Origin of the sequence: Methylomonas sp. MED-D, from assembly GCF_050276835.1 — a bacterium.
Lineage (GTDB): Bacteria > Pseudomonadota > Gammaproteobacteria > Methylococcales > Methylomonadaceae > Methylomonas > Methylomonas koyamae_A.
In genome coordinates this window covers 4,011,792-4,032,354 of sequence record NZ_CP189965.1, presented here as the reverse complement: position 1 = coordinate 4,032,354, position 20,563 = coordinate 4,011,792, and the positions used below count along the sequence as shown (strand labels likewise).

Annotated in this window: 16 protein-coding genes and 2 tRNA genes; 13 read left to right on the top strand and 5 right to left on the bottom strand. The window is 54.7% G+C overall.

Translation table 11 applies throughout. The features are described 5' to 3' along the window. The first annotated feature begins 154 nt into the window (after window positions 1-154). From lon to ACQE3E_RS18120, 10 genes are all read left to right on the top strand, one after another. Window positions 155-2,566: an endopeptidase La gene (gene lon / locus ACQE3E_RS18165; protein WP_313730826.1), complete on the top strand. Its 2,412-nt coding sequence runs from the start codon at window positions 155-157 to the stop codon at window positions 2,564-2,566. Between the two features lie 188 nt (window positions 2,567-2,754). Beyond that, window positions 2,755-3,027, top strand: coding sequence for an HU family DNA-binding protein (locus ACQE3E_RS18160; RefSeq protein WP_064031317.1), 273 nt, complete (start codon window positions 2,755-2,757; stop codon window positions 3,025-3,027). A 13-nt stretch (window positions 3,028-3,040) separates the two neighbouring features. Then, window positions 3,041-3,116, top strand: a tRNA-Val gene (locus ACQE3E_RS18155). Window positions 3,117-3,122: 6 nt separating this feature from the next. Next, window positions 3,123-3,199 (top strand) — tRNA-Asp (locus tag ACQE3E_RS18150). A gap of 98 nt (window positions 3,200-3,297) precedes the next feature. Next, window positions 3,298-5,163, top strand: coding sequence for a SurA N-terminal domain-containing protein (locus ACQE3E_RS18145; protein ID WP_313730827.1), 1,866 nt, complete (start codon window positions 3,298-3,300; stop codon window positions 5,161-5,163). A gap of 472 nt (window positions 5,164-5,635) precedes the next feature. Further along, a complete protein-coding gene (fabV, locus tag ACQE3E_RS18140; protein WP_064031319.1) occupies window positions 5,636-6,826 on the top strand; it encodes an enoyl-ACP reductase FabV in 1,191 nt (396 codons plus the stop codon). Between the two features lie 185 nt (window positions 6,827-7,011). After that, complete coding sequence (locus ACQE3E_RS18135) at window positions 7,012-8,859, top strand: ABC transporter substrate-binding protein (protein ID WP_064031320.1); 1,848 nt, start codon at window positions 7,012-7,014, stop codon at window positions 8,857-8,859. Window positions 8,860-9,018: 159 nt separating this feature from the next. Then, the gene (locus ACQE3E_RS18130; protein ID WP_064031325.1) at window positions 9,019-10,092 is read left to right on the top strand and encodes an ABC transporter permease; all 1,074 of its coding nucleotides are present in this window, start codon (window positions 9,019-9,021) and stop codon (window positions 10,090-10,092) included. 217 nt (window positions 10,093-10,309) lie between these two features. Continuing rightward, entirely contained in the window at window positions 10,310-11,500 is a 1,191-nt protein-coding gene (locus tag ACQE3E_RS18125) for an ABC transporter permease (RefSeq protein ID WP_313730830.1), read from the top strand. Then, window positions 11,497-13,302: an ABC transporter ATP-binding protein gene (locus ACQE3E_RS18120; RefSeq protein ID WP_313730831.1), complete on the top strand. Its 1,806-nt coding sequence runs from the start codon at window positions 11,497-11,499 to the stop codon at window positions 13,300-13,302. Before ACQE3E_RS18125 ends, ACQE3E_RS18120 begins: the two co-directional genes overlap by 4 nt. 1,718 nt (window positions 13,303-15,020) lie before the next feature. On the opposite strand, the gene ACQE3E_RS18115 is transcribed toward ACQE3E_RS18120, so the two are convergent. Next, the gene (locus tag ACQE3E_RS18115) at window positions 15,021-15,764 is read right to left on the bottom strand and encodes a YkgJ family cysteine cluster protein (RefSeq protein ID WP_064029262.1); all 744 of its coding nucleotides are present in this window, start codon (window positions 15,762-15,764) and stop codon (window positions 15,021-15,023) included. Window positions 15,765-16,311: 547 nt separating this feature from the next. Between ACQE3E_RS18115 and ACQE3E_RS18110 the strand changes: the two genes are divergently transcribed. After that, window positions 16,312-17,244 carry a PEP-CTERM sorting domain-containing protein gene (locus ACQE3E_RS18110; RefSeq protein WP_313730832.1) on the top strand — a complete coding sequence of 311 codons (933 nt, stop codon included), beginning with the start codon at window positions 16,312-16,314 and terminating at the stop codon, window positions 17,242-17,244. 56 nt (window positions 17,245-17,300) lie between these two features. After that, entirely contained in the window at window positions 17,301-17,942 is a 642-nt protein-coding gene (locus tag ACQE3E_RS18105) for a phage tail protein (protein WP_313730833.1), read from the top strand. Between the two features lie 227 nt (window positions 17,943-18,169). Here ACQE3E_RS18105 and ACQE3E_RS18100 read toward each other — a convergent pair whose 3' ends face one another. From ACQE3E_RS18100 to ACQE3E_RS18090, 3 genes are all read right to left on the bottom strand, one after another. Next, window positions 18,170-18,784: a hypothetical protein gene (locus ACQE3E_RS18100; RefSeq protein ID WP_064029269.1), complete on the bottom strand. Its 615-nt coding sequence runs from the start codon at window positions 18,782-18,784 to the stop codon at window positions 18,170-18,172. A 57-nt stretch (window positions 18,785-18,841) separates the two neighbouring features. After that, a complete protein-coding gene (locus tag ACQE3E_RS18095; protein WP_064029561.1) occupies window positions 18,842-19,177 on the bottom strand; it encodes a DUF1508 domain-containing protein in 336 nt (111 codons plus the stop codon). Window positions 19,178-19,342: 165 nt separating this feature from the next. After that, on the bottom strand, window positions 19,343-19,630 hold the full coding sequence (locus ACQE3E_RS18090) for a hypothetical protein (RefSeq protein ID WP_313730834.1): 288 nt from the start codon (window positions 19,628-19,630) through the stop codon (window positions 19,343-19,345). Window positions 19,631-19,656: 26 nt separating this feature from the next. Between ACQE3E_RS18090 and ACQE3E_RS18085 the strand changes: the two genes are divergently transcribed. Then, entirely contained in the window at window positions 19,657-20,196 is a 540-nt protein-coding gene (locus tag ACQE3E_RS18085; RefSeq protein WP_313730835.1) for a hypothetical protein, read from the top strand. Window positions 20,197-20,342: 146 nt separating this feature from the next. Here ACQE3E_RS18085 and ACQE3E_RS18080 read toward each other — a convergent pair whose 3' ends face one another. Next, window positions 20,343-20,561 carry a formate dehydrogenase subunit delta gene (locus ACQE3E_RS18080; RefSeq protein WP_064029275.1) on the bottom strand — a complete coding sequence of 73 codons (219 nt, stop codon included), beginning with the start codon at window positions 20,559-20,561 and terminating at the stop codon, window positions 20,343-20,345. Window positions 20,562-20,563 lie beyond the last annotated feature (2 nt).

Below are 20,563 nucleotides of genomic sequence, written 5' to 3'. Positions count from 1 at the left end.
TTTTGCTCTTTTAAGCCCGATCTGCGGCGAAAAGAGGCGTTTATCTTCGGATAAGCGCCTCTTTTTTTTGTTTCGCCGGAAATACTTGTTTTCTGAAACATCAACCTCATATAGGATTACAGTCAGTTTTCAGTTGCTCAAGAGGGCTAAGCCAATGACCCATTCAAAATCCACAGACGAATTAATTCCCGTACTGCCGCTCAGAGACGTGGTAGTTTACCCGCACATGGTCATACCGCTGTTTGTCGGCAGAGGGATGTCGATAGATGCTCTCGATGCGGCGATCAAACAAGACAAGCAAGTCTTGCTGGTGGCACAGAAGCAAGCGGATGTAGACGCCCCTGGCTTTGACGACTTGTATAAGGTCGGTACCCTGGCCAACATTCTGCAGTTGCTCAAACTGCCGGATGGGACTGTCAAGGTGTTGGTGGAAGGCAATCAACGTTGCTCGGTCATTCAATATCAAGAAGTCGAAAACTATTGCGCGGCTCGCGTCGTCGAATTGGAAGACGAAATCAATGTTTCCGAGCAGGAATTGGATGTGTTGCAGCGAACCGCGATCAACTCCTTCGATCAGTATGTCAAGCTGAACAATAAGATTCCGCCCGAAGTTTTGAATTCCTTGGCCGGCATCGATGACCCCAGTCGCTTAGCCGACACGATGGCGGCGCATATGGCGCTGAAGGTCGATGAAAAACAAGCCATGCTGGAGTTGGTCGATGTCGCCGCGCGTCTGGAAAATCTGATGACCTTGATGGAAGGCGAGGTCGATATTCTGGAAATGGAGAAAAAGATTCGTGGCCGGGTTAAGAAGCAGATGGAGAAAAATCAGCGAGAGTATTACCTGAATGAGCAGATGAAGGCGATTCAGAAAGAACTCGGCGAAATGGATGAAGCCAGCAACGAAATCGAGGAACTGGAGAAGAAAATTGCGGCGGCGGGGATGACCGCCGAGGCGAAAACCAAAGCGACTGCGGAACTCAATAAGCTGAAAATGATGTCGCCAATGTCGGCGGAAGCGACCGTGGTGCGAAACTACATCGACTGGATGGTCAATGTACCTTGGAAAAAGAAAACCAAGGTGAGGCACGATTTGAAGGTGGCGGAAGAGGTTCTGGAAGCAGAGCACTACGGTTTGGAAAAGGTCAAGGAGCGCATCCTCGAATACTTGGCCGTTCAGCAGCGCGTTAAGCAATTAAAAGGGCCTATCCTGTGCCTAGTCGGCCCTCCGGGTGTCGGCAAGACTTCTCTGGGACAGTCGATTGCGCGTGCCACCAACCGTAAATACGTGAGAATGGCGTTGGGCGGCGTACGCGACGAGGCCGAGATTCGCGGTCATCGCCGCACCTATATCGGTTCGATGCCTGGCAAGATTTTGCAAAATCTGTCTAAGATCAAAACTCGCAATCCGATGTTTCTGCTGGACGAAATCGATAAAATGGCTATGGATTTTCGTGGCGATCCGGCTTCGGCATTGTTGGAGGTTTTGGACCCGGAACAGAATCATACCTTTTCAGATCATTATCTGGAGGTCGATTTCGACCTGTCCGACGTTATGTTCGTTGCCACCGCGAACACGATGAATATCCCGGCGCCGTTGATGGATAGGATGGAAATCATCCGCTTATCCGGCTATACCGAGGATGAAAAAATTAACATCGCCCTCAGATTCCTAGCGCCCAAGCAAATCAAGAATAACGGGTTGGCTGAATCCGAGATTCAAATTTCCGAATCTGCCGTCAAGGACATCATTCGCTACTATACCCGCGAGGCTGGCGTGCGCAGTTTGGAGCGCGAGATTTCCAAAATTTGTCGCAAAGTCGTCAAGGATCTTTTGCTCAAGCCCAGGAAGTCGAAAATCGTCGTCAATGACAAGAACTTGGATAAGTACTTGGGCGTTCGGCGCTTTAGCTATGGGATGGCCGAGGATAACGATCAGGTGGGTCAGGTCACCGGTTTGGCTTGGACTGAAGTCGGGGGTGAGTTGTTGACCATCGAAACCGCGGTTATGCCGGGTAAGGGTAAGCAACTGGCGACCGGCAAGTTGGGCGACGTCATGAAAGAGTCGATAGAGGCGGCGGTGACGGTGGTGCGTAGCCGCGCGGATATCCTCGGTATCGATAGCGACATTTTTCAAAAAACCGACATTCATATCCACGTCCCGGAAGGCGCGACCCCGAAAGACGGCCCCAGTGCGGGTATTGGCATGTGCACCGCGATTATTTCGGCTTTGACGAAAATTCCGGTACGCGCCGACGTGGCGATGACGGGAGAAATTACGTTACGTGGCGAGGTGTTGCCGATCGGGGGATTGAAGGAAAAATTGTTGGCGGCGCATCGTGGCGGCATTACGACGGTGGTTATTCCGGCTGAGAACGAAAAAGACCTCTCAGAGATTCCGGAGAACATCAAACGCAATCTGACCATCAAGTGCGTACGCTGGATAGACGAGGTTCTCGGCTTGGCCTTGCAGCATCTGCCGACCCCGATTTCTCCGGTGGCGGAGATTGCCGAATCTCCGAGCGGTAAAGTTGACCCGATCAAGCCGGGCGTCGTTGCCCACTGACGGCTCGACCAAGCGGGAAACCTTGTAAATCAAGGACTGCAACGCTTGACACGGCTTGTGGGCGGTTGATATAAATGGCGGCCTCTCTACACCAGAGAGACCGTCATCGGGTTGGTGGATAGCCGGTTGGCACAAACCGCTTGTTTGCAGAGCAATAATTAATAAAACGACATCCTAAGGGGAAATAAATGAATAAATCGGAACTTATCGATGCAATCGCCAGTGCGTCCCAATTGACAAAAGCCGATGCCGGTCGCGCATTGGATGGATTTATCAAAGCCGTCGAAGATTCGCTGAAAAAAGGCGAAGCCGTCGCACTGGTTGGCTTTGGTACATTCGAAGTTAAAGAAAGAGCGGAACGTAAAGGCCGCAATCCACAAACCGGCGAAGAGATCACCATCAAGGCCGCAAAAATTCCTTCATTTAAGGCTGGCAAATCTTTAAAAGATGCTGTAAACTAGTCGCTCTTTAGTCGGGTGCTTAGCTCAGCTGGGAGAGCGTCGCCCTTACAAGGCGAGGGTCGGGGGTTCGAACCCCTCAGCACCCACCAGACTTTGGAGCGGTAGTTCAGTTGGTCAGAATACCGGCCTGTCACGCCGGGGGTCGCGGGTTCGAGCCCCGTCCGCTCCGCCAAAACAGAAACCTCGGGCCGTACGGTCCGAGGTTTTTTTTTTGCGTGTTAAATTTTGCCTGAAACGCTCAGGTGTCATTCTGTTTTAAGGACAGCGTTTATGCTTTTAGAAATAAGAGAAAAGGTGCAAGGTATCTTTGCATCGATCATATTGATCTTGATATGCGTGCTCTTCGGTTTGTGGGGTATCCAAAACTATCTCGGCGGCGGTAAGGAAATTCCGGTCGTATCGGTAGGCGATAAAGACTTCTACCAGCGCGATGTTCAGCAAGCCTATCAGCAATTCGCGCAGAATCTGGCGGGAATGAAGTTCGACGAAGAGACCCTAAAAAAACAGGCCCTGCAAAAACTGATTCGCGACGAAGTTTTGCTGCAATATGTGCAGGACGAAAAGCTGCTGGTCAGCGACGAAACCGCCCGCGAATTTATCCAAGGTTTGGAGTATTTCCAAAAAGACGGCAAATTTGACAAGACTCAATATCAAACCTTATTGGGCTCGCAAGGTATGTCGTCCGCCGAGTTTGTGAATCGAATCAAGAAGGCTTTGGTGATGGAGCAATTTCAACGGGCGATTATCGATACCAGTTTCGTAACGCCGGCCGAAATCGACAACTTCTTTAAATTGCAAAATCAAACCCGCGATATTGAATATTTGACCCTACCCTTGGTCAAGTCTACCGAGCAACCCAGCGAAGAAGACATCAGCGCCTATTATCAACAGCATCAAGATGCCTATCAGACTGAAGAGCAGGCCTCTATCGACTATGTGGAACTGTCCTTGGATAAATTGGCCGGCGAGATTAAGCCGACCGAAGACCAGCTGAAGGCTTATTACGAAGAGCAAAAAGCGCAGTACACTACAAAGGAACGCCGAAAAATCAGCCACATACTGTTTGCGGTTGGTAAGGAGCAGACCGATCAAGCCGCGCTGCAAAAAGCCCGGCAAGCCCAAGCCGCGTTGCAATCCAAGGATTTCGCCGCGGTTGCCACCGAAATGTCCGACGACAAGTTGAGCGCTAAAAAGGGCGGCGACTTGGGGCTGATTGCGCCAGGCGTCATGGAAAAGCCCTTCGAGGAAGCGGCATTGGCGTTGCAGGTCGGTCAAGTATCCGAGCCGGTCAGGACCTCGTTCGGCTACCATCTGATCAAGGCGACCGAATTGGTGCCAGGCGAAATTAAAACTTACGAGCAAGTCAAGGCCGATGTCGCCAAGGCTTACCAAAAAGCGCAGGCGGAGACTAAATTCAACGAACTGGCCGAGAAACTGGCCGAAGTCAGTTACGAGAATCCGGACAGCCTTGCCGCCGCCGCCGACCTACTGGGCGTGCAACCGCAGAAATCCGGAGTGTTTACCCGTGCCAACGGTGTCGGTATCGCCGCGGAAGAGAAAGTTCGCTCCGTTGCGTTTTCCGAAGACGTGTTAAAAGGTAGCAATAGCGAGCCTATTGAAGTTGGTGGTGACAAACTCGTCGTGTTGCGGATGGCCAGTCATCAGCCTGCGTCGGTCAAGGAACTGCAGCAGGTGAAGGCTGAGGTTGCCGCCGCGATCCAGCGCGATCGCGCCAAGCAGCAACAGGCTGCGTTGGCCGAGCAGATCCGTCAGGAGCTGGCGGGTGGAAAGAGTTTGACGCAAATTGCGGATGCCCGGCATTTTCAGGCTAAAAAAGTCAACGGTTTGACCCGGATCGGCGGCGATCTGGCGATGCCGGTCAATCAGGCCGTCTTCAAGGCGGCCAAGCCCAACTCCGGTCAGCCTAGCGTGACGATTATCGACGACGAGAGCGGCGCCAAACTGATTGTGAGCATCAATCAAGTCAACGAAGGCAAAATGACCGATGCGGATAAAAACAAACAAGCCGTGATTGCCAAGAATATGGCGGGCGCGTTCGGTAAGGCTCAGTTCGAATCGGTGTTGAATGCATTGCAAGCCAAGGCGGATATCGAGATTCACGCGCCAAAGCAATAAGGTATCGTGATGACTATGAAAAGGGAGCTTAGGCTCCCTTTTTTATGGGCGTGGGCACACGTTGCCGTCAGGTTCATCTCTTCCGCACATTGAGTTACCGGGCGGCCATCATGGGACTGACGAGTCTGCGTGCGGTATCCGGTTACCTCTGTGTTTGTCAACGATTATCGGGGATGAGATTCCCGTATCGTCGGGATTCGAGATAGTTGTTCTGTTCGAGCTAGGCTTGCGATAAACTTTAGAAGTAACTACTCAGCGTGACACGCAGGGACTCCTCTCCGCTCGGAGAGGGTTGAGTGGGGCGAGATTGAGGCTTTTTTCGTGAATTCGCCTCAACCACCTCGATCAAAAGGGGGCGATCGGCGATTTGCAAGGTGATGCGATTCACTGATTAGTTACCTTAAAAATTAACAACCGGACCGTTGCCACGCAACTCTGTCCTTTCTTTAACGGCTTGATTTTAAGGAGCTACATGATTATCAAACCTCGCGTTCGCGGTTTTATGTGTGTCACCACCCATCCGGTCGGCTGCGCCGCCAACGTCAAACAGCAAATCGACTACGTTAAAAGCGGCGGCGCGATAGCGGGCGGCCCCAAAAACGTACTGATTTTGGGCGCATCCACCGGCTACGGTTTGGCGTCGCGTATCGTCGCGGCATTCGGTGCCGGCGCCAAAACCCTAGGGGTGTTTTTCGAACGCGAAGGAACCGCCGATAAACCCGGTACCCCCGGCTGGTACAACTCCGCGGCTTTTCATCAATTCGCCGAAGCCGAAGGTTTGTATGCGAAAAGTATCAACGGCGACGCCTTTTCCGACGACATCAAACAAAAAGCGATAGATGCCATCAAACAGGATTTCGGCAAAATCGATTTGGTGGTCTACAGTTTGGCCGCGCCGCGCCGCACCCATCCGAAAACCGGGGTGACCTACAATTCGACGCTGAAACCCATCGGCAAGGACTTGGTGCAAACCGGTATCGATACCGACAAAGAGGTCATCAAGGAATTCACGCTGCCTGCGGCATCCGACGAAGAAATCGCCAATACCGTCGCGGTGATGGGCGGCGAAGACTGGCAAATGTGGATAGACGCATTGGCTGACGCCGACGTTCTGGCGCCCGGCGCAAAAACCACGGCGTTCACCTATCTTGGCGAGAAAGTCACCAAGGACATCTATTGGGACGGTACGATAGGCGCGGCGAAGCAGGATTTGGACAAGCGCGTTGTCGACATACGGCACAAGCTGGCCGCGCTAGGCGGCGATGCCAGGGTGTCGGTATTAAAAGCCGTGGTCACCCAGGCTAGCGCTGCAATTCCGATGATGCCCTTGTATTTGGCGCTGTTGTTCAAGGTCATGAAGGAAGCTGGTACCCATGAAGGTTGCATCGAACAAGTCAACGGCTTGTTCCGGGACAGTCTCTATGGGGCAGAGCCGATTCTCGATGAAGTAGGTCGCATTCGCGCCGACTTAAAGGAATTGGCCCCTCAAGTACAAGATGAGGTCAGCGAGCTCTGGTCTCGGATCGATAACGAAAATATCAACGAGTTGACGGACTTTGCCGGCTACAAGCAAGATTTTCTGCGGTTATTCGGCTTCGAGGTCGATGGCGTGGATTACGATGCCGACGTCAATCCGGAAGTGCCGATCGTCAATTTGGCTTAGGCGGGGCGTTTCGGTGGGTAGCCATCGTTGCCCATCGGCAATTGCTAGGCGCGGTACGCCGGAGAAGTCCCGGATACTTCGTTGAAGAATAGGCCGACAGGCCGGGGTGGATTGGGTTTGAGCCGCCCCGGTTCAAAATCAGTGTCTCCGACACTTTTGTTTACACTCCGCCAATCATTGGAACTATGCAAACGTCCTCCGTTACCAGAGACTGGATACTCTACTCATTGCTTGGCTTGGTTATCGTACTGATTTTGCTAGCAATGTATCAAATCGATAGGCAATGGCTGAAGCTCAGCGACATGCAAACCGCACTGGCAGATCAGGCGCAAGCGGTGAGGGAGTTGCGCGGTCTGGCCGGTAGCGGGGCGTTGAGCGCGCAAACGGCGAACCCGCCAAGCAGTCAGGTTGCTCAAGCCTTTCAGCGCGCCTACGCGGCAACCAAGTTGGCCGATTACGCCCGTGGCGATTGGAGCGTCGAAGCCTTCGGCACTAATCTGAAAACCATAACGCCGCTGATATCGACCGACGCTTACGCCGCCAACGTGCAAAGCTACGTGCAGGAAAGCCTGATCACCCGCAATCCGGATACCTTGGCCTGGGAAGGTTTGGTCGCGAAAAACTGGACGGTTAGCGAGGATGGTTTAACGATCAGCTTTGACTTGCGCGACGACGTTTCTTTTTCCGACGGCCAGCCGCTGACCGCTGAAGACGTGGCGTTCACATTTACGTTCATCATGACCGACGCGATTCAGGCGCCGCGCGACCGTGCTTATCTGGAAAAAATTCAGTCAGTCAAGGCCGACGGCAAAGATCGAGTGACGTTCGTGTTTAAAGAGCCTTATTTCGAGGCGCTGTCACTGGCCGGCGGCATGAACATCATGCCCAAGCATTTTTACGAACCTTATCTAAAGGAACCGCAAAAATTCAACGAATCCAAAGGCTTGTTGCTCGGCAGCGGCCCTTATAGATTGGCCGACCCGAAAAACTGGACCCCGGATCAGGGCAGCGTCGAATTGTTGCGCAACGAGCGCTATTGGGGCGACGTTCAGCCGGCCTACAACCGCATCCTCTGGAAAATTATCCAAAACGACAGTGCCCGTTTGACCACCTACCGCAACGGCGACATCGATTCCTATTCCGCGCGCCCGGTCGAATACCGACAGCTCCAAAACGATGCGCAAATTCAGGGCAAAAGCCAGAGCTTCGAATACATGCCGCCGGTCGTCGGATACAGCTATATCGGCTGGAACCAGATACGCGGCGGTAAGCCGACTCGTTTCGCCGACAAGCGGGTACGTCAGGCCATGACCTACCTGACCGATACCGGCCGGATTATCAAGGACGTGTTTCTCGGTTACGCCGAGCCGGCAGTCAGTCCGTTCGGCAACGCCAGCAAACAGCACGCCGCCGCCTTGCAGCCCTATCAAGCCAATCTCGATAAGGCCAAGGCTTTGTTGAAAGAAGCCGGCTACGAAGATCGCAATAAAGACGGCGTTTTGGAAGACCAGGCCGGCCAAGCATTCGAGTTCAAACTGACCTATTTTCAGGCCAACGAAGATACCAGCCGTATGGTGCTCTTGCTGAAAGACCTGTACGCCAAGGCCGGGGTCAAATTGGTGCCGTTTCCGCAGGAATGGCCGGTGATGCTGGAAAATCTGGATAAAAAAGACTTCGACGCGATCACCTTGGGCTGGACCAGCAGCATCGAAACCGACTTGTACCAAGCCTTCCACAGCTCGCAGGCGATCAGCAAGGGCGACAATTTCATCGGTTACCAGAATCCTGAATTGGACAAGCTGATCGATGAAGCTCGCCGTACCGTCGACGAAGCCAAGCGCATGCCGCTGTGGCAACAGGCAGAACGCATACTCTACGAAGATCAGCCGTACACGTTCCTGATGCGCCGTAAAAGTTTGTTGTTCGTCGACAAGCGCATCCACAACCTGCAAATGACCAAGTTGGGTCTAAATCTGGGCTCGCTGCCGCTGGAAAACTACGTGCCGCTGGCCCAGCAAAAATACACGCAATAAAGTCATGACGAGCTTGCAGCGTTGCGTCACCCCGGCAGGGATTGCCGGGGACCAGATACCATGGAGGGTGTTGGCCTTGAATGTCCCTGAAGTCTGGAGCTCGGCAATCCCGGCCGATTTGACATGGATTTTTCTCTCGGCACTCAAAAGGAATTCGTTATGCTGACTTATCTGCTGCGCCGCCTGTTGTTGATGGTACCGACCCTGCTCGGCATCACCGTGGTCGTGTTTGCCGTGATGGCAGCCTCGCCGGGCGGTATCAGCGCCCAGACTTTGGTCGGCGGCATGGACATGAAACCGCAGGAAAAGCAGGCTTTGCTGGATTATTACAACAAGCGCTACGGCCTGGATCAACCTGCGCCGCTGCAATACCTGCGTTGGCTGAACAATGTGTCGCCGATCGGCTTCGTCGACGACGAACAAGGTCATAAGTCGTTCTCGCTGACCAAAGGCATGGACCTCGGTACCAGCTTTCAATACGGCCGACCGGTCGCCGACATTCTGGCCGAACGTATCCCGATTACCTTGTTGCTGAATCTGGTGACCATACCGTTCACTTATGCGCTGGCCATCTGGATCGGCATGAAGTCTGCAACCGAACGCGGCGGCGCCTTCGACATCGGCGCAAGCTTGTCGATGTTGGCTCTGTGGTCGATTCCGACCATGCTGGCCGGCGTGTTGCTGCTGGGCTTTTTCGCTAATATCCAATATTTCCAATGGTTCCCGACCGCGGGCCTCAGCGCCCGCGAGGCGCTGGACATGCCGTTTCTGCCGCATTGGAACGACAGCGGCTTCGTGCGCGGCTTTCTACTGGACCGAATCTGGCATCTGGTACTTCCGGTGATCTGCTTGTCCTACGGCGGTTTCGCCGCGCTGGCGAAATTGACCCGCACCTCGATCCTGGAGAACCTGCACGCCGACTACGCCCGCACCGCCCGCGCCAAGGGTTTGGCCGAACGCGACGTGCTGTGGACGCACGTGTTCCGCAACAGCTTGTTGCCGTTGATTACGGTCTCGGCCGGCTTGTTGCCTAGTTTGTTGGCCGGCTCGTTGATCGTCGAGAACATTTTCAGCATCAACGGCATGGGCCAATTGGCGGTGGAAGCGGTGAAGGGCAGGGACCGCGAGCTGGTGTTGTCGATTACCTGGATCAGCGGCTTTCTAACCCTGGTCGGCTATTTGATCGCCGACTTCTGCTACACCTTGGCCGATCCTAGGGTGAGTTATGACTAAGTTGCTACAACCCCGGTCTTTAAACATCGTTCGCCCTGAGCTTGTCGAAGGGCGCACCACATCAGGCTTCGAAAAGCCTGTCCTAAGGGCAGTCGCAGGGTTCAGACTCTATACCCCAGAGGGTGCCAACGGAATAGCTGTAAAAATCAGGGGCAGGTTAAAAGTCGCATCGTGCGAATCGACTTGCCGCTATACGGCGTATCAATCAGGGTAGCCAATGGCGTCATCTCCTAGATTCTTAATCAGCCGGCAATCCTTCTCCGCCCGCATCTGGCGCCGCACGCTGGACGGCGTCGGCGTCAAATTCGGACTGGCTTGGGTCGGCGTGTTGGTGTTGTTCGCGGTGTTCGCACCGTTTCTCGCCAACTCGATGCCATTGGTGATGAGCAAGAACGGCGAAATCACTTTCCCGGTGTTACGCTATTTGTCGATTGAGGATGCCTGGATACTGGTGGCATTTTTCATCGCGCTGGCCGTGTCCCGGCTGCCGCTCGCGGGCGGTGCCAAGTTTCTCGTATTTTTGTCCGGCACCGCCGTCGCCGCGTTGATCGCCAATCTGACCGTGCAGCCGCCGGCGCTGGTGATTTACGACGATTTTCGCGGCCCGGAATACGTGCAAGTCGATTGGAAAATCATGCCGCCGATTCCCTATGCGCCCGGCGATTATCTGCGCGATATGGGCAGCAAGGGCCTGGAGGCGCCGTTCGCCAGCGCGGGCCACACGCATTGGATGGGCACCGAGGAAAACGGCGCCGACGTGCTGAGCCGCATGATCCACGCCAGCCGGATTGCATTGAGCATAGGCTTCATCGCCACCGGCATCGCGCTAGCCATCGGTATCGTCGTCGGCGGGTTGATGGGCTATTTCTCCGGCATCGTCGACATGCTCGGCATGCGGCTGGTGGAAATCTTCGAGGACATTCCGACCTTGTTTTTGTTGCTGACCTTCGTCGCCTTCTTCGGCCGCAGCCTGTACATGATGATGGTCATCATCGGCGTCACCGGCTGGTCCGGTTACGCTCGTTACGTGCGTACCGAGTTTTTAAAACTGCGCAAGCAGGATTACGTGCAAGCGGCGATTGCCAGCGGTTTACTGCTACACTCGATACTGTTCCGCCATATGCTGCCCAATGGCGTCGCGCCGTTACTGGTTGCGGTCAGCTTCGGCGTGGCCGGGGCGATCTTGTCGGAAGCCACGCTGAGCTTTCTCGGGCTTGGCGTGGTCGATGCGCCGTCTTGGGGGGCGATGCTGGATCAGGCGGTCAAGTCTTCGACCTTCAATTGGTGGATGGCGGTGTTTCCCGGCGGCGCAATTTTCATGACCGTGTTCGCCTACAACCTGATCGGCGAAGCCTTCAGGGATGCGATCGATCCGAAGCTATCGCGGCGCAACGGAGGCGAGTCGTGAATCGGCCCTTGCTGCAAGTCAAACACCTGCGCACCTATTTACAAACCGGCGGCGAGCCGGTCAAGGCCGTCGAGGACGTCAGCTTCGATATTCCGGCGGGCGAAACCTTTTGTCTGGTCGGCGAATCCGGCAGCGGTAAGTCGATCAGCGCCTTGTCGGTGATTCGCCTATTGCCGGACGGCATTGCCAGCCATCCGAGCGGCGAAATTTGGTTCGACGGCCGCGACCTGCTGGCCTTGCCCGACGCCGACATCCGCCAAGTGCGCGGCGCCCAGATCGCGATGATTTTTCAAGAGCCGATGACTTCGCTGAATCCGGTGCTTAGCGTCGGCGAGCAAATTATCGAAGCGTTGCACCTGCATTTTCCAAACATGAGCGCGGAAGAAGCGGAGCAACGCGCGGTCGTGGCGTTGACCCAAGTGCAAATCCCCAACCCCGGCGCGCGCTTTCGCGATTACCCGCATCAACTGTCCGGCGGCCAACGCCAGCGGGTGATGATAGCGATGGCCCTGGCCTGCCGGCCCAAGCTGTTGATCGCCGACGAACCGACCACTGCGCTGGACGTCACTGTGCAAGCCGAAATCCTGCGCCTGATGCGGCAATTGCAGGACGACACCGGCATGAGCATGTTGTTCATCACCCACGACTTCGGCGTCGTCGCGCAAATGGCGCACTGGGTCGGCGTGATGCAGTTCGGCCGCCTGGTCGAAGCTGGCCGCTGCCGCGACGTGCTGGGTAGTCCACAGCATCCTTACACGCAAAAACTGCTGGCTTCGGTGCCGGAAAATCTCGCCAAACTAGAAGCCTCCGCACCACCAACCACCGTTCGCGCTGAGCTTGTCGAAGCGCCAGCTACTGAAGGCTCTCACCGCGCCGGCGGTGAGAGCAGCGTCGTTAAACTAAGCCGCTTGCTGAGCGGAGTCGAAGCAAACGGCGCCAGCTCCGCTCAGCCGGCGGTTTTCGCAAAGACAAGTTCCGGCAATACGCCGTCCCAAGTGGCAGTGCAATCCCAAGCCTTAATCCAAATCCGCAACCTGAAAGTCTGGTTTCCGGTGCGTAAGGGTTTGTTGCGCCGGGTGGTCGATCACATCAAAGCGGTCGATGATGTGAGCCTGGACATTCCGCGCGGCGAAATCGTTGCGCTGGTCGGCGAATCCGGCTGCGGCAAAACCACGCTGGGCCGGGCGGTGTTGCAACTGGAGCCGCCGACCGCCGGCAGCATCAAGATAGCCGGCCGGGAACTGGTCGGCCTGTCGGCTCAGGAATTGCGGCCATTGCGCAGGCAAATGCAAATCGCCTTTCAAGATCCGCAATCATCGCTTAATCCCCGTCTGCTGGTCGAAACCACGCTGACCGAGCCGATGCAGGTGCATGGCATCGGCGCCAACCGCGACGAGCGCATCGAACTGGCCGAGCAATTGTTGGACGACATGCAACTCGGTCGCGAGGCGCTGTGGCGCTACCCACACGAATTCTCCGGCGGCCAGCGCCAGCGCATCGGCCTGGCGCGGGCTCTGGCCCTGAATCCGGAATTCATCGTCTGCGACGAAATCACCAGCGCGCTGGATGTGTCGGTGCAGGCGGAAATCCTGCAACTGCTGTTGGACATCCGCCGCCGCCGTAATCTGACATTGTTGTTCATTACCCATAACATCGGCGTGGTGGAGTATTTGAGCGACAGGACGGTGGTGATGTATCAGGGGAAGGTTGTCGAGCAGGGGGCTACTGCTCAGGTTTGTGGGGCGCCGGAGCATGAGTATACGCAGAGGTTGTTGGGGGCGGTGCCGAGGTTGGTTGTTTAGGTAGGACGGATGATATTTAGAAACTTCTTTTTCACTTGTTAACGGTAAAAGATGAACGAACTATTCTGTATGTTGGAAAACTGGCTGCCTGTTATTAAAGATAGGGCCATAGGATGTGCTGAACAAAGTGAAGCGCATCGGTCGAGTGACCGTTTGTATCGTGTTGAATTGCCACGACCTGTTTTAATGTCGGGTCTCGGTCCGACAGCCGAGTTTCTTTCTTTTGTTTGGCCAAAAGAAAGAAACCAAAGAAAAGGCCACCCCATGCCGCTTCATCCTGCGCGCCGGTGATTTTGGCGAGGGTTTTCGGAAGGGCTGTCCTAGCCCTCCGAAAACGAGCGGCATCCCTGCCGCTCCCCTGGTGGGCAACTCTCGCCAAAATCCCCGGTGCTCGGCGCGGCATCAGGGGGAGAAAACCGTCCCGAAATTTAACGTTGCGTAGGGTGGGCACGGTCTTTGTGCCCACGCGAAAATAGCCCGCGTAGGTACGATTAGGTCGTAAGGCTCTATCCCGCCCACCTGTTGAGATCATTCAGCCTGAGGCATCCTGTGATTTTTTGATCAGGAGTAGCGATGGCCGTTACATCGAAATGGCGTCAGCATATTGAAGAATGGCAAGGCAGTGGTTTGTCGCAGGTTGAGGCCCATAGGATGTGCTGAACAAAGTGAAGCGCATCGGTCGCGTGACTGTTTGTATCGTGTTGAATTGCCAGGATCTATTTTAATGTCGGGTTTCGGCCCGACAGCCGAGATACTTTTCTTTGCTTGTCCAAAGAAAAGTATCCAAAAGAAACGACACCCCATGACGCTTGTTCACTCGGCACATCCTTGTGCCTCGCCCTTCGGGTGCTATCGCATGCAAATCGGCTATCCTGCCGATTTGTCCTGCGCGCCGGCGATTTCGGCGAGGGTTTTCGGAAGGGCTGTCCTAGCCCTCCGAAAACGAGCGACATGCCCGAAAAGCGGGGCAGGCTCTCCCTGCCGCTCCCCTGGTGGGCAACTCTCGCCAAAATCCCCGGTGCTCGGCGCGGCATCAGGGGAGAAAACCGTCCCGAAATTTAACGTTGCGTAGGGTGGGCATGGTTTTTGTGCCCACGTGGGAAGTCGGGTTTCGTGTCTTGTTATCGCTGACGCGACTGATGGTTTTTGTGTCGGTTTGCGAGGAGGACAAGGCTGTAAGGCGCAATTCGTAGGGCGTCAATAGGCGAAGCCGTATTGCGCCGTATGTTGGCCTTAAATCATTCGGCGCATTATGCTATCGCCAATGCCCTACAAAACTGGCTATCCGGGCTTTCTTCTGAAAGCATCGGGCTTTTTTCTCAAAGGTTCTCCAAAATAACTCGGGCATTCTCACGGCAAGCTCGAACCTTGGAGAAATTTTCTATAAGCGTCGAGCTACGGACGAGAACGGTCGACAAATTTTATAGAGCGCTGCCGTTCTCCGACAAAATCGCCGAGGTTTTATACCCGTCGCAGTTGCGTAGGGAGGGCACGGTTTTTGTGCCCACGCGGAAATAGACTTCTAAGTCTTGTATCGCTAGCGCGACGGCTGGTTTTAATGTCGGTTTGCGGTCCGAGAGCCCGCGATACTGCCTCGACCCCCTTACGCCCTGCGGGTCGCGGGATTGTGATCGCACGGTTCGTGCTCGACGATCAAAATGGCTTGGCGTCGAGCGAGTCTTTGGTGACGACGGCAGGCGAGGTGCGCATAGCCGCTGCTACGGATTCGCTAGATAGTTAAAAAATTCCCGCAGCCAATCCTGACCGCGTTTTTTCGGAAATTGGTTGGGATGCCGCTTGACCCATTTCAGCGCGTAAATCATCGGCACCGAATCCAAATCCTTGATGTGGTTGGTCCGCCAAAGCTTGCGGACGATCTTGGATACTTGAAACTTCAACTCGATGTGCTTGACGTGTTCCGGCGTCGGATTTCGGCAATGTTCGGCTGGCGAGGTGACCAAATACTCCCGACAAGCCAGCGGCCGAACCGGGTGAATCGAACAGCTTTCCGCTTCCAAAAACGGGCAGGCCACGCCAGAATGAAAATAACGTAGCGCGTGCGTCTGGACCGCTTCGTGCGTCGTTCCCTCTGCCAGCATCCGTTCCAATTGGCCCAGCCAGTCGATCTCGTCCAGTTTGGCGCAGCCGTCGGCAAATCGTTGCTTGATCGCCGAACGCTTCGGCTCGGGTATTTGTTCGACCAGCCCGGCTATCTGATAGGCCTCGAACTCCGCCAACGGCACCACTTGCCGGCAGCAAGCGCCGCAGCCGGCTTGGCAGGAGATGGTGGCACCGTCCGCGACAAATACCTCGACCGCGGTTTCGACGAAGGTGTTGTTGATGCGATGCAGCGCCGGCAGGATTGCCACCGGCGTGACTTTTTCCGCCGGCGCGCTGAGTTCCAATTCTATCGGTTTGCCGTAAAGCGTCAGTTTGATGTTGGCGGGCGTGGTTTTACGCATAGGCTCTGCTCAAGGAATCGGAAAATTGTTGCTAAGCCCGGTTTGCCGGCGACGATGGACGGCAAGCGGCGGGCGCTTGGGGTTATTGACAGGGTTCGCCAAGCGCTACCAGCATAGAAGCTTTTACGAAAAATCGAAACTTTCGGCTTGCAACTCTCCGACAGCGCCACGGATTGCCTTGCTGAGTAGCCTCTTATTGACGGCATAACCAAGGTTTTCACACCCCGCCGAAAGTGCTGGCCCAGCACATACGACATTTCGTAAACAAAACGGCATCTCGTGGCGATATTCGGAAATCCCAGCCGGCCGAATCGGCAGCGGCCGGCGCGCAAGTCAAGAAATAACCTTCCAATACAAACACTTAAAAAATCAAGATTCCGTCGACCGGCTTTGGCACGGCAATTGACTCTATGACTTCGAACTCAACCGTAAGGCGAACAAATCCGGCAAAGCCCCGAGAAAGCGGCGGTACCGGCCTTGTTGACCCGGGTATTCAACATTTTGCAACCCATTCGACCCTATAACGAAATCATTTAAGAGGCGCGTCATGAAAACCATAGAAAGCACACTATCGAATCCCCAAGCATCGGCTGGCAAACCATCATTCAAACGACTTCGCTTCGGCATTTCCGCTCTGGTTTTGGCCATCGGCGGGCTGGGGATGGCCCAACCGGTCGCCGCGGCAGTGTTCAATCCATTCATCAATATTACCGGTAAGGTGGAATTCGATAGCTTAGGCACGCCGACCTTACCGACCAACGCCACCCAAAACGGCGAATTGATCCGCGTCGTCGGCGGCGCGACCACCACTACCAGCTTAATCAACGATCAGATTGTCGGCGACGACCCGCTGAGCGGGAGTTTATCCGACATCGGCGACGGTTTCGGCATCAAGCTGCACGCCGAAGGCGGTTCGAAAGACGAGCCGTCGTTTATGAGTTCGCTGTTCGGCGACTTGGCCTTGTCCATTAAAAACAGCTCGGCGGTCGACACGTTTTTGGTGAGCTTGAAATTCGATTTCAGCCATTTGGTTGCGGCTCCCGAGACCAAAACCATCAAAGGTAACGGCGATTTTGCCCAATCGATCGTACAGCTCCATAAAAAGGACAACAGTGAATTGCTGTTCAGCAAACTCATTTCGGATACGGTATTCGGCAACGAAGCCCGACCCGCGAGCGCACCGGACCAAAATACGGCCAGCGGCTACGGTGGAAAGTTGGTCGACAGCGGTTCGCGCTTGCTGACCTTCATCCTACACCCCGGCGAATTGCTGGAACTGGGCGACGACAGTCCGGAGTTAACGTTGTTCGGCGGTGCCGATCCGGGCGCTTTCTTCCTGGCGGACACGTCAGCCTTTCTCAGCGTCGCCGAGGTCACTCGACAAACCACCAACACCGTGCCGGAGCCGGAAACCTTGCTGCTGATGGCGATCGGCTTGCTGTCGTTCGCCCTGTCCAAACGCCGCGCAAGCACTTGCTAAAACAACACGCTTTAAATCGACGAATTACTCAACATCACTGAATAAAGGTACTTCCCATGTCTAAAAAATCCTTGAAAACCCTATTGGCCCTGACCATCGCAAGCTTGAGCGGCTCCGCCGCCGCCTGCGGCTCGCAACCTTATATCGGCGAAGTATGCACCTTTGCCACCACCTATTGCCCAATCGGTTATGCGGAAGCCGACGGACGCTTGTTATCGATAGCTCAAAACCAGGCGCTGTTCGCCTTGTTAGGCACTACTTACGGCGGTAACGGACAAACGACATTCTCATTGCCGGATTTACGCGGCCGCAATCCTATCGGCGTCGGCGTCGGCCCCGGCTTGGCGCCGGTCGATTTGGGCGAGATCAGCGGGCAGGAGAACGTAACATTATTCCAGCCAAATATGCCGTTTCATAGCCACGCGGCTAATACCATCGTCACCGCGAAATTGCATGCCGTCAACAGCAACGGTAACAGCACCAATCCGAGCGGCAAGTTTCCGGCCGCCTCCGCGAATCGGGATAACATTTATTCCAACTCGCCCTCGAACGCTGAGTTGGCGACGGATGCCGTTACCGTCAACGCCAGCACGACGGTGGGCGCTAGCGGCGAGAGCCATCCATTTTCAGTACGCAATCCCTACGTCGGCATGCGTTATTGTGTCGCGACTGTGGGCATCTTTCCTGGACGCGAGTAGCATCAAACCCCCAAGGGCGCGGCTCAGGCCGCGCCTTTTGTGTTTGCGGGTAAGAGACGTGGTCCTATTGGTATTAACAGGAAATTGATGGATGTAAGGTTGCGGCAGAGGAAGTATTCTAGACTTAAAGCCATCGAACAGCCGCTGAGTTAACTGGCGGTCAGGCGCGGTACCGACAGCGCCCCCTTGTCGTCGCGATCTACGGCGAAACGGCTGGACCGTTCAGTCTAGCCGGTACTTTCCAGGCGCCGGGGCTCGGCTTTCGCTTCGCCGGTTTCCAGCAAACCATAAAACGGACGAAACGCCATCATCAAGGCTCGGTAAATGGCAAAGGCGTCGGTCGGATCTTTTTGCTTGAGTTCGGCGATTTCGTTCAGGTAACGATGTAGCATTTTTACCAGATTCTCGATCGTCATCGCCAGCCAGGCGTCGTTGGTAATCCATTTGTCGATAAATTCGTCCAGGCGGGCGAAAGTCATTTTCAGCAAGGGATAGGCTGTTTGGGTTTCCTTGAATTCCCGAAGCGCCACGTACTCGATGTAAGCCCGGTCTGAGGCTAGTCGCGGTCGGTTGGTAATCGTTAAATACGTGGCTTTGTAGTCGGCATGGAGGGTGTCGAATTTCTCGCAAAATTCGGCTTCGCTGGTCATTTCTAACCACGGTTGAAGAATCGTCACCGTGATGGCGTAGCATTCGTCGATCGCGTCCGCCATCTTGTCGAATTGTTCGACAAAGTCAGGCTTTTTGAGCTCGTCTTTAATTAAGCTTGCGATCGCGGCCAACTCGCCCGCGGTGACGCAAACCGTCGCCAATTCCCGAACAATTTTAAGTTCGCCTGCCATGGTGTCGATACCTCATTGCTGTCTGGTAGAAAATGAACAATCGCCCCGATACGAGGCTTATGCGGTCAAATCGACGATTTCGGCGATGCAGGCATTGTCCTTGACCGTGTGCAGGGCGTTGTCGAACAGCATATTCGAGTTATATAAAACGCTTTTAACAATGATGTTACCCACCGTATCCTTGATCACAAAGAAGGTATCGCCCTCTGGTACCCGGCTGGCGGCGATTTGGTGGCTCATTAACGAACCGGTGCGGACTTCTTTAATGCCCTGAATCGCTTCTTCCTTATTGGGGTAATCGCCGCTCATCAGGATCAGTTCGCCCTTGCTGCTCAGGAAGTTGAATACATATTGATTGTCTTCGTTGGTTTTCAGTTCAAAGGTCGCTGGCATGATCTGCTCCGGAGTTAGTCGGTTGGATGGGGTCGTCGCCGGTCGAATTCCGGTTTTCCAAGCTCCGAAAAGCTCAAAATTGCGAGACGGACAGAAAACCTGGGTACGGCGGCGGACGCTGTCTATCCAAACGCAAGCATTGTGCCAATAAAAAAGCATTTAAAATCAATAGGCAATCTGGGTGTGCTGGCGCAATTGTCGGGTTTGCGACACAACAACGGCGGCGGTTCGATTACGAAATAGGGCATGCTTTAGCGGAAACTTAACAGCTTGGTTGCCGGACAAAAAGCTACGCTTGGCGTGGGTTTTGAAAATGATGGAATTTGTCTTCTCCGGAAGAGGTTGGCTTAGATCGAACCGGCGCGAATACGGCTCGCGTTTCAGGGTTAACGGCACTTGGTGGATTTTCAAGAAATGCGGATTACCCGAAGCTACGCTAAGCTTCGCTTTCAATACCCGGTTCGGACTATTTTGTGCTTATGAAGCTCCAAGTCTTGCTACTCTTTACGGTTATAACCGCTACATCGGCCGAAGGCGCTGAATTCCTTGAGACTCATCTTGAAGAAAATGGAGCGAGATTGACACTTACCCGGTCCGACGGAAGTAACTTTCCAGCGCCGAGGATAGAAGATCAAGATGGCTTTAGTAAGCCTGCAGTGTCCGCCAACAAGCGATACGCCGGTTGGTTAGCCATGTATCGGAATCAGGGAACTTCCTATCCGCAGCCCATCCTTCTTGCCGTCTTGGGGCCGGAGAGCCGTCTGAGAAGATTCACAGGGGATTTCGGCATGATCTACGGTTGGTGCTTTACGGGCGATAGCAGGAGTGTGGTCTATCAGTACCAGTTTCCGCACGGGGTTTCGCCCATCGGCTTTGAAATGCGGCGTCTGGCGGATGGCAAGCTTCAGCGAAAGATTCAGATTGCGCCGATCGCGCCCGATGCGAACGAAGATGAGGTCATTGGCGGGAGCGCGCCAGCCTGGACACAGTGCGCTCAAGCAAGCAGCATTGAGGAATAAAGAGTAGCGGGTTTTTAAAGGCGCAATTTGCGGCGAGTCTTGCCTGAATGCGCATCCCGTCCACGGGGGATGCCGCAGCTGCACATCGCCAAAAAAAGCCCGATCCGTTTGCCGCGGACCGGGCCTGTTTGGATGTTATAAGCCTATCAGGGTTTTTGCGAGATGCGCTTGACCGCTTCGGCGACGATGTCCAGCAGTTCGTTGCCGCCGTGCTGCAAATATTCGACGATTTGCTTACGCATTCTGGGTTCCCAGAAATTGCGGATGTGGGTTTCGACGCCGCTGACCGCGACATCGTGTTCCGGCTCGGATTGGAAAAACGCGCCGATGTTATTGGCCATTTTGACGAGATTGCTGTTATCCATGA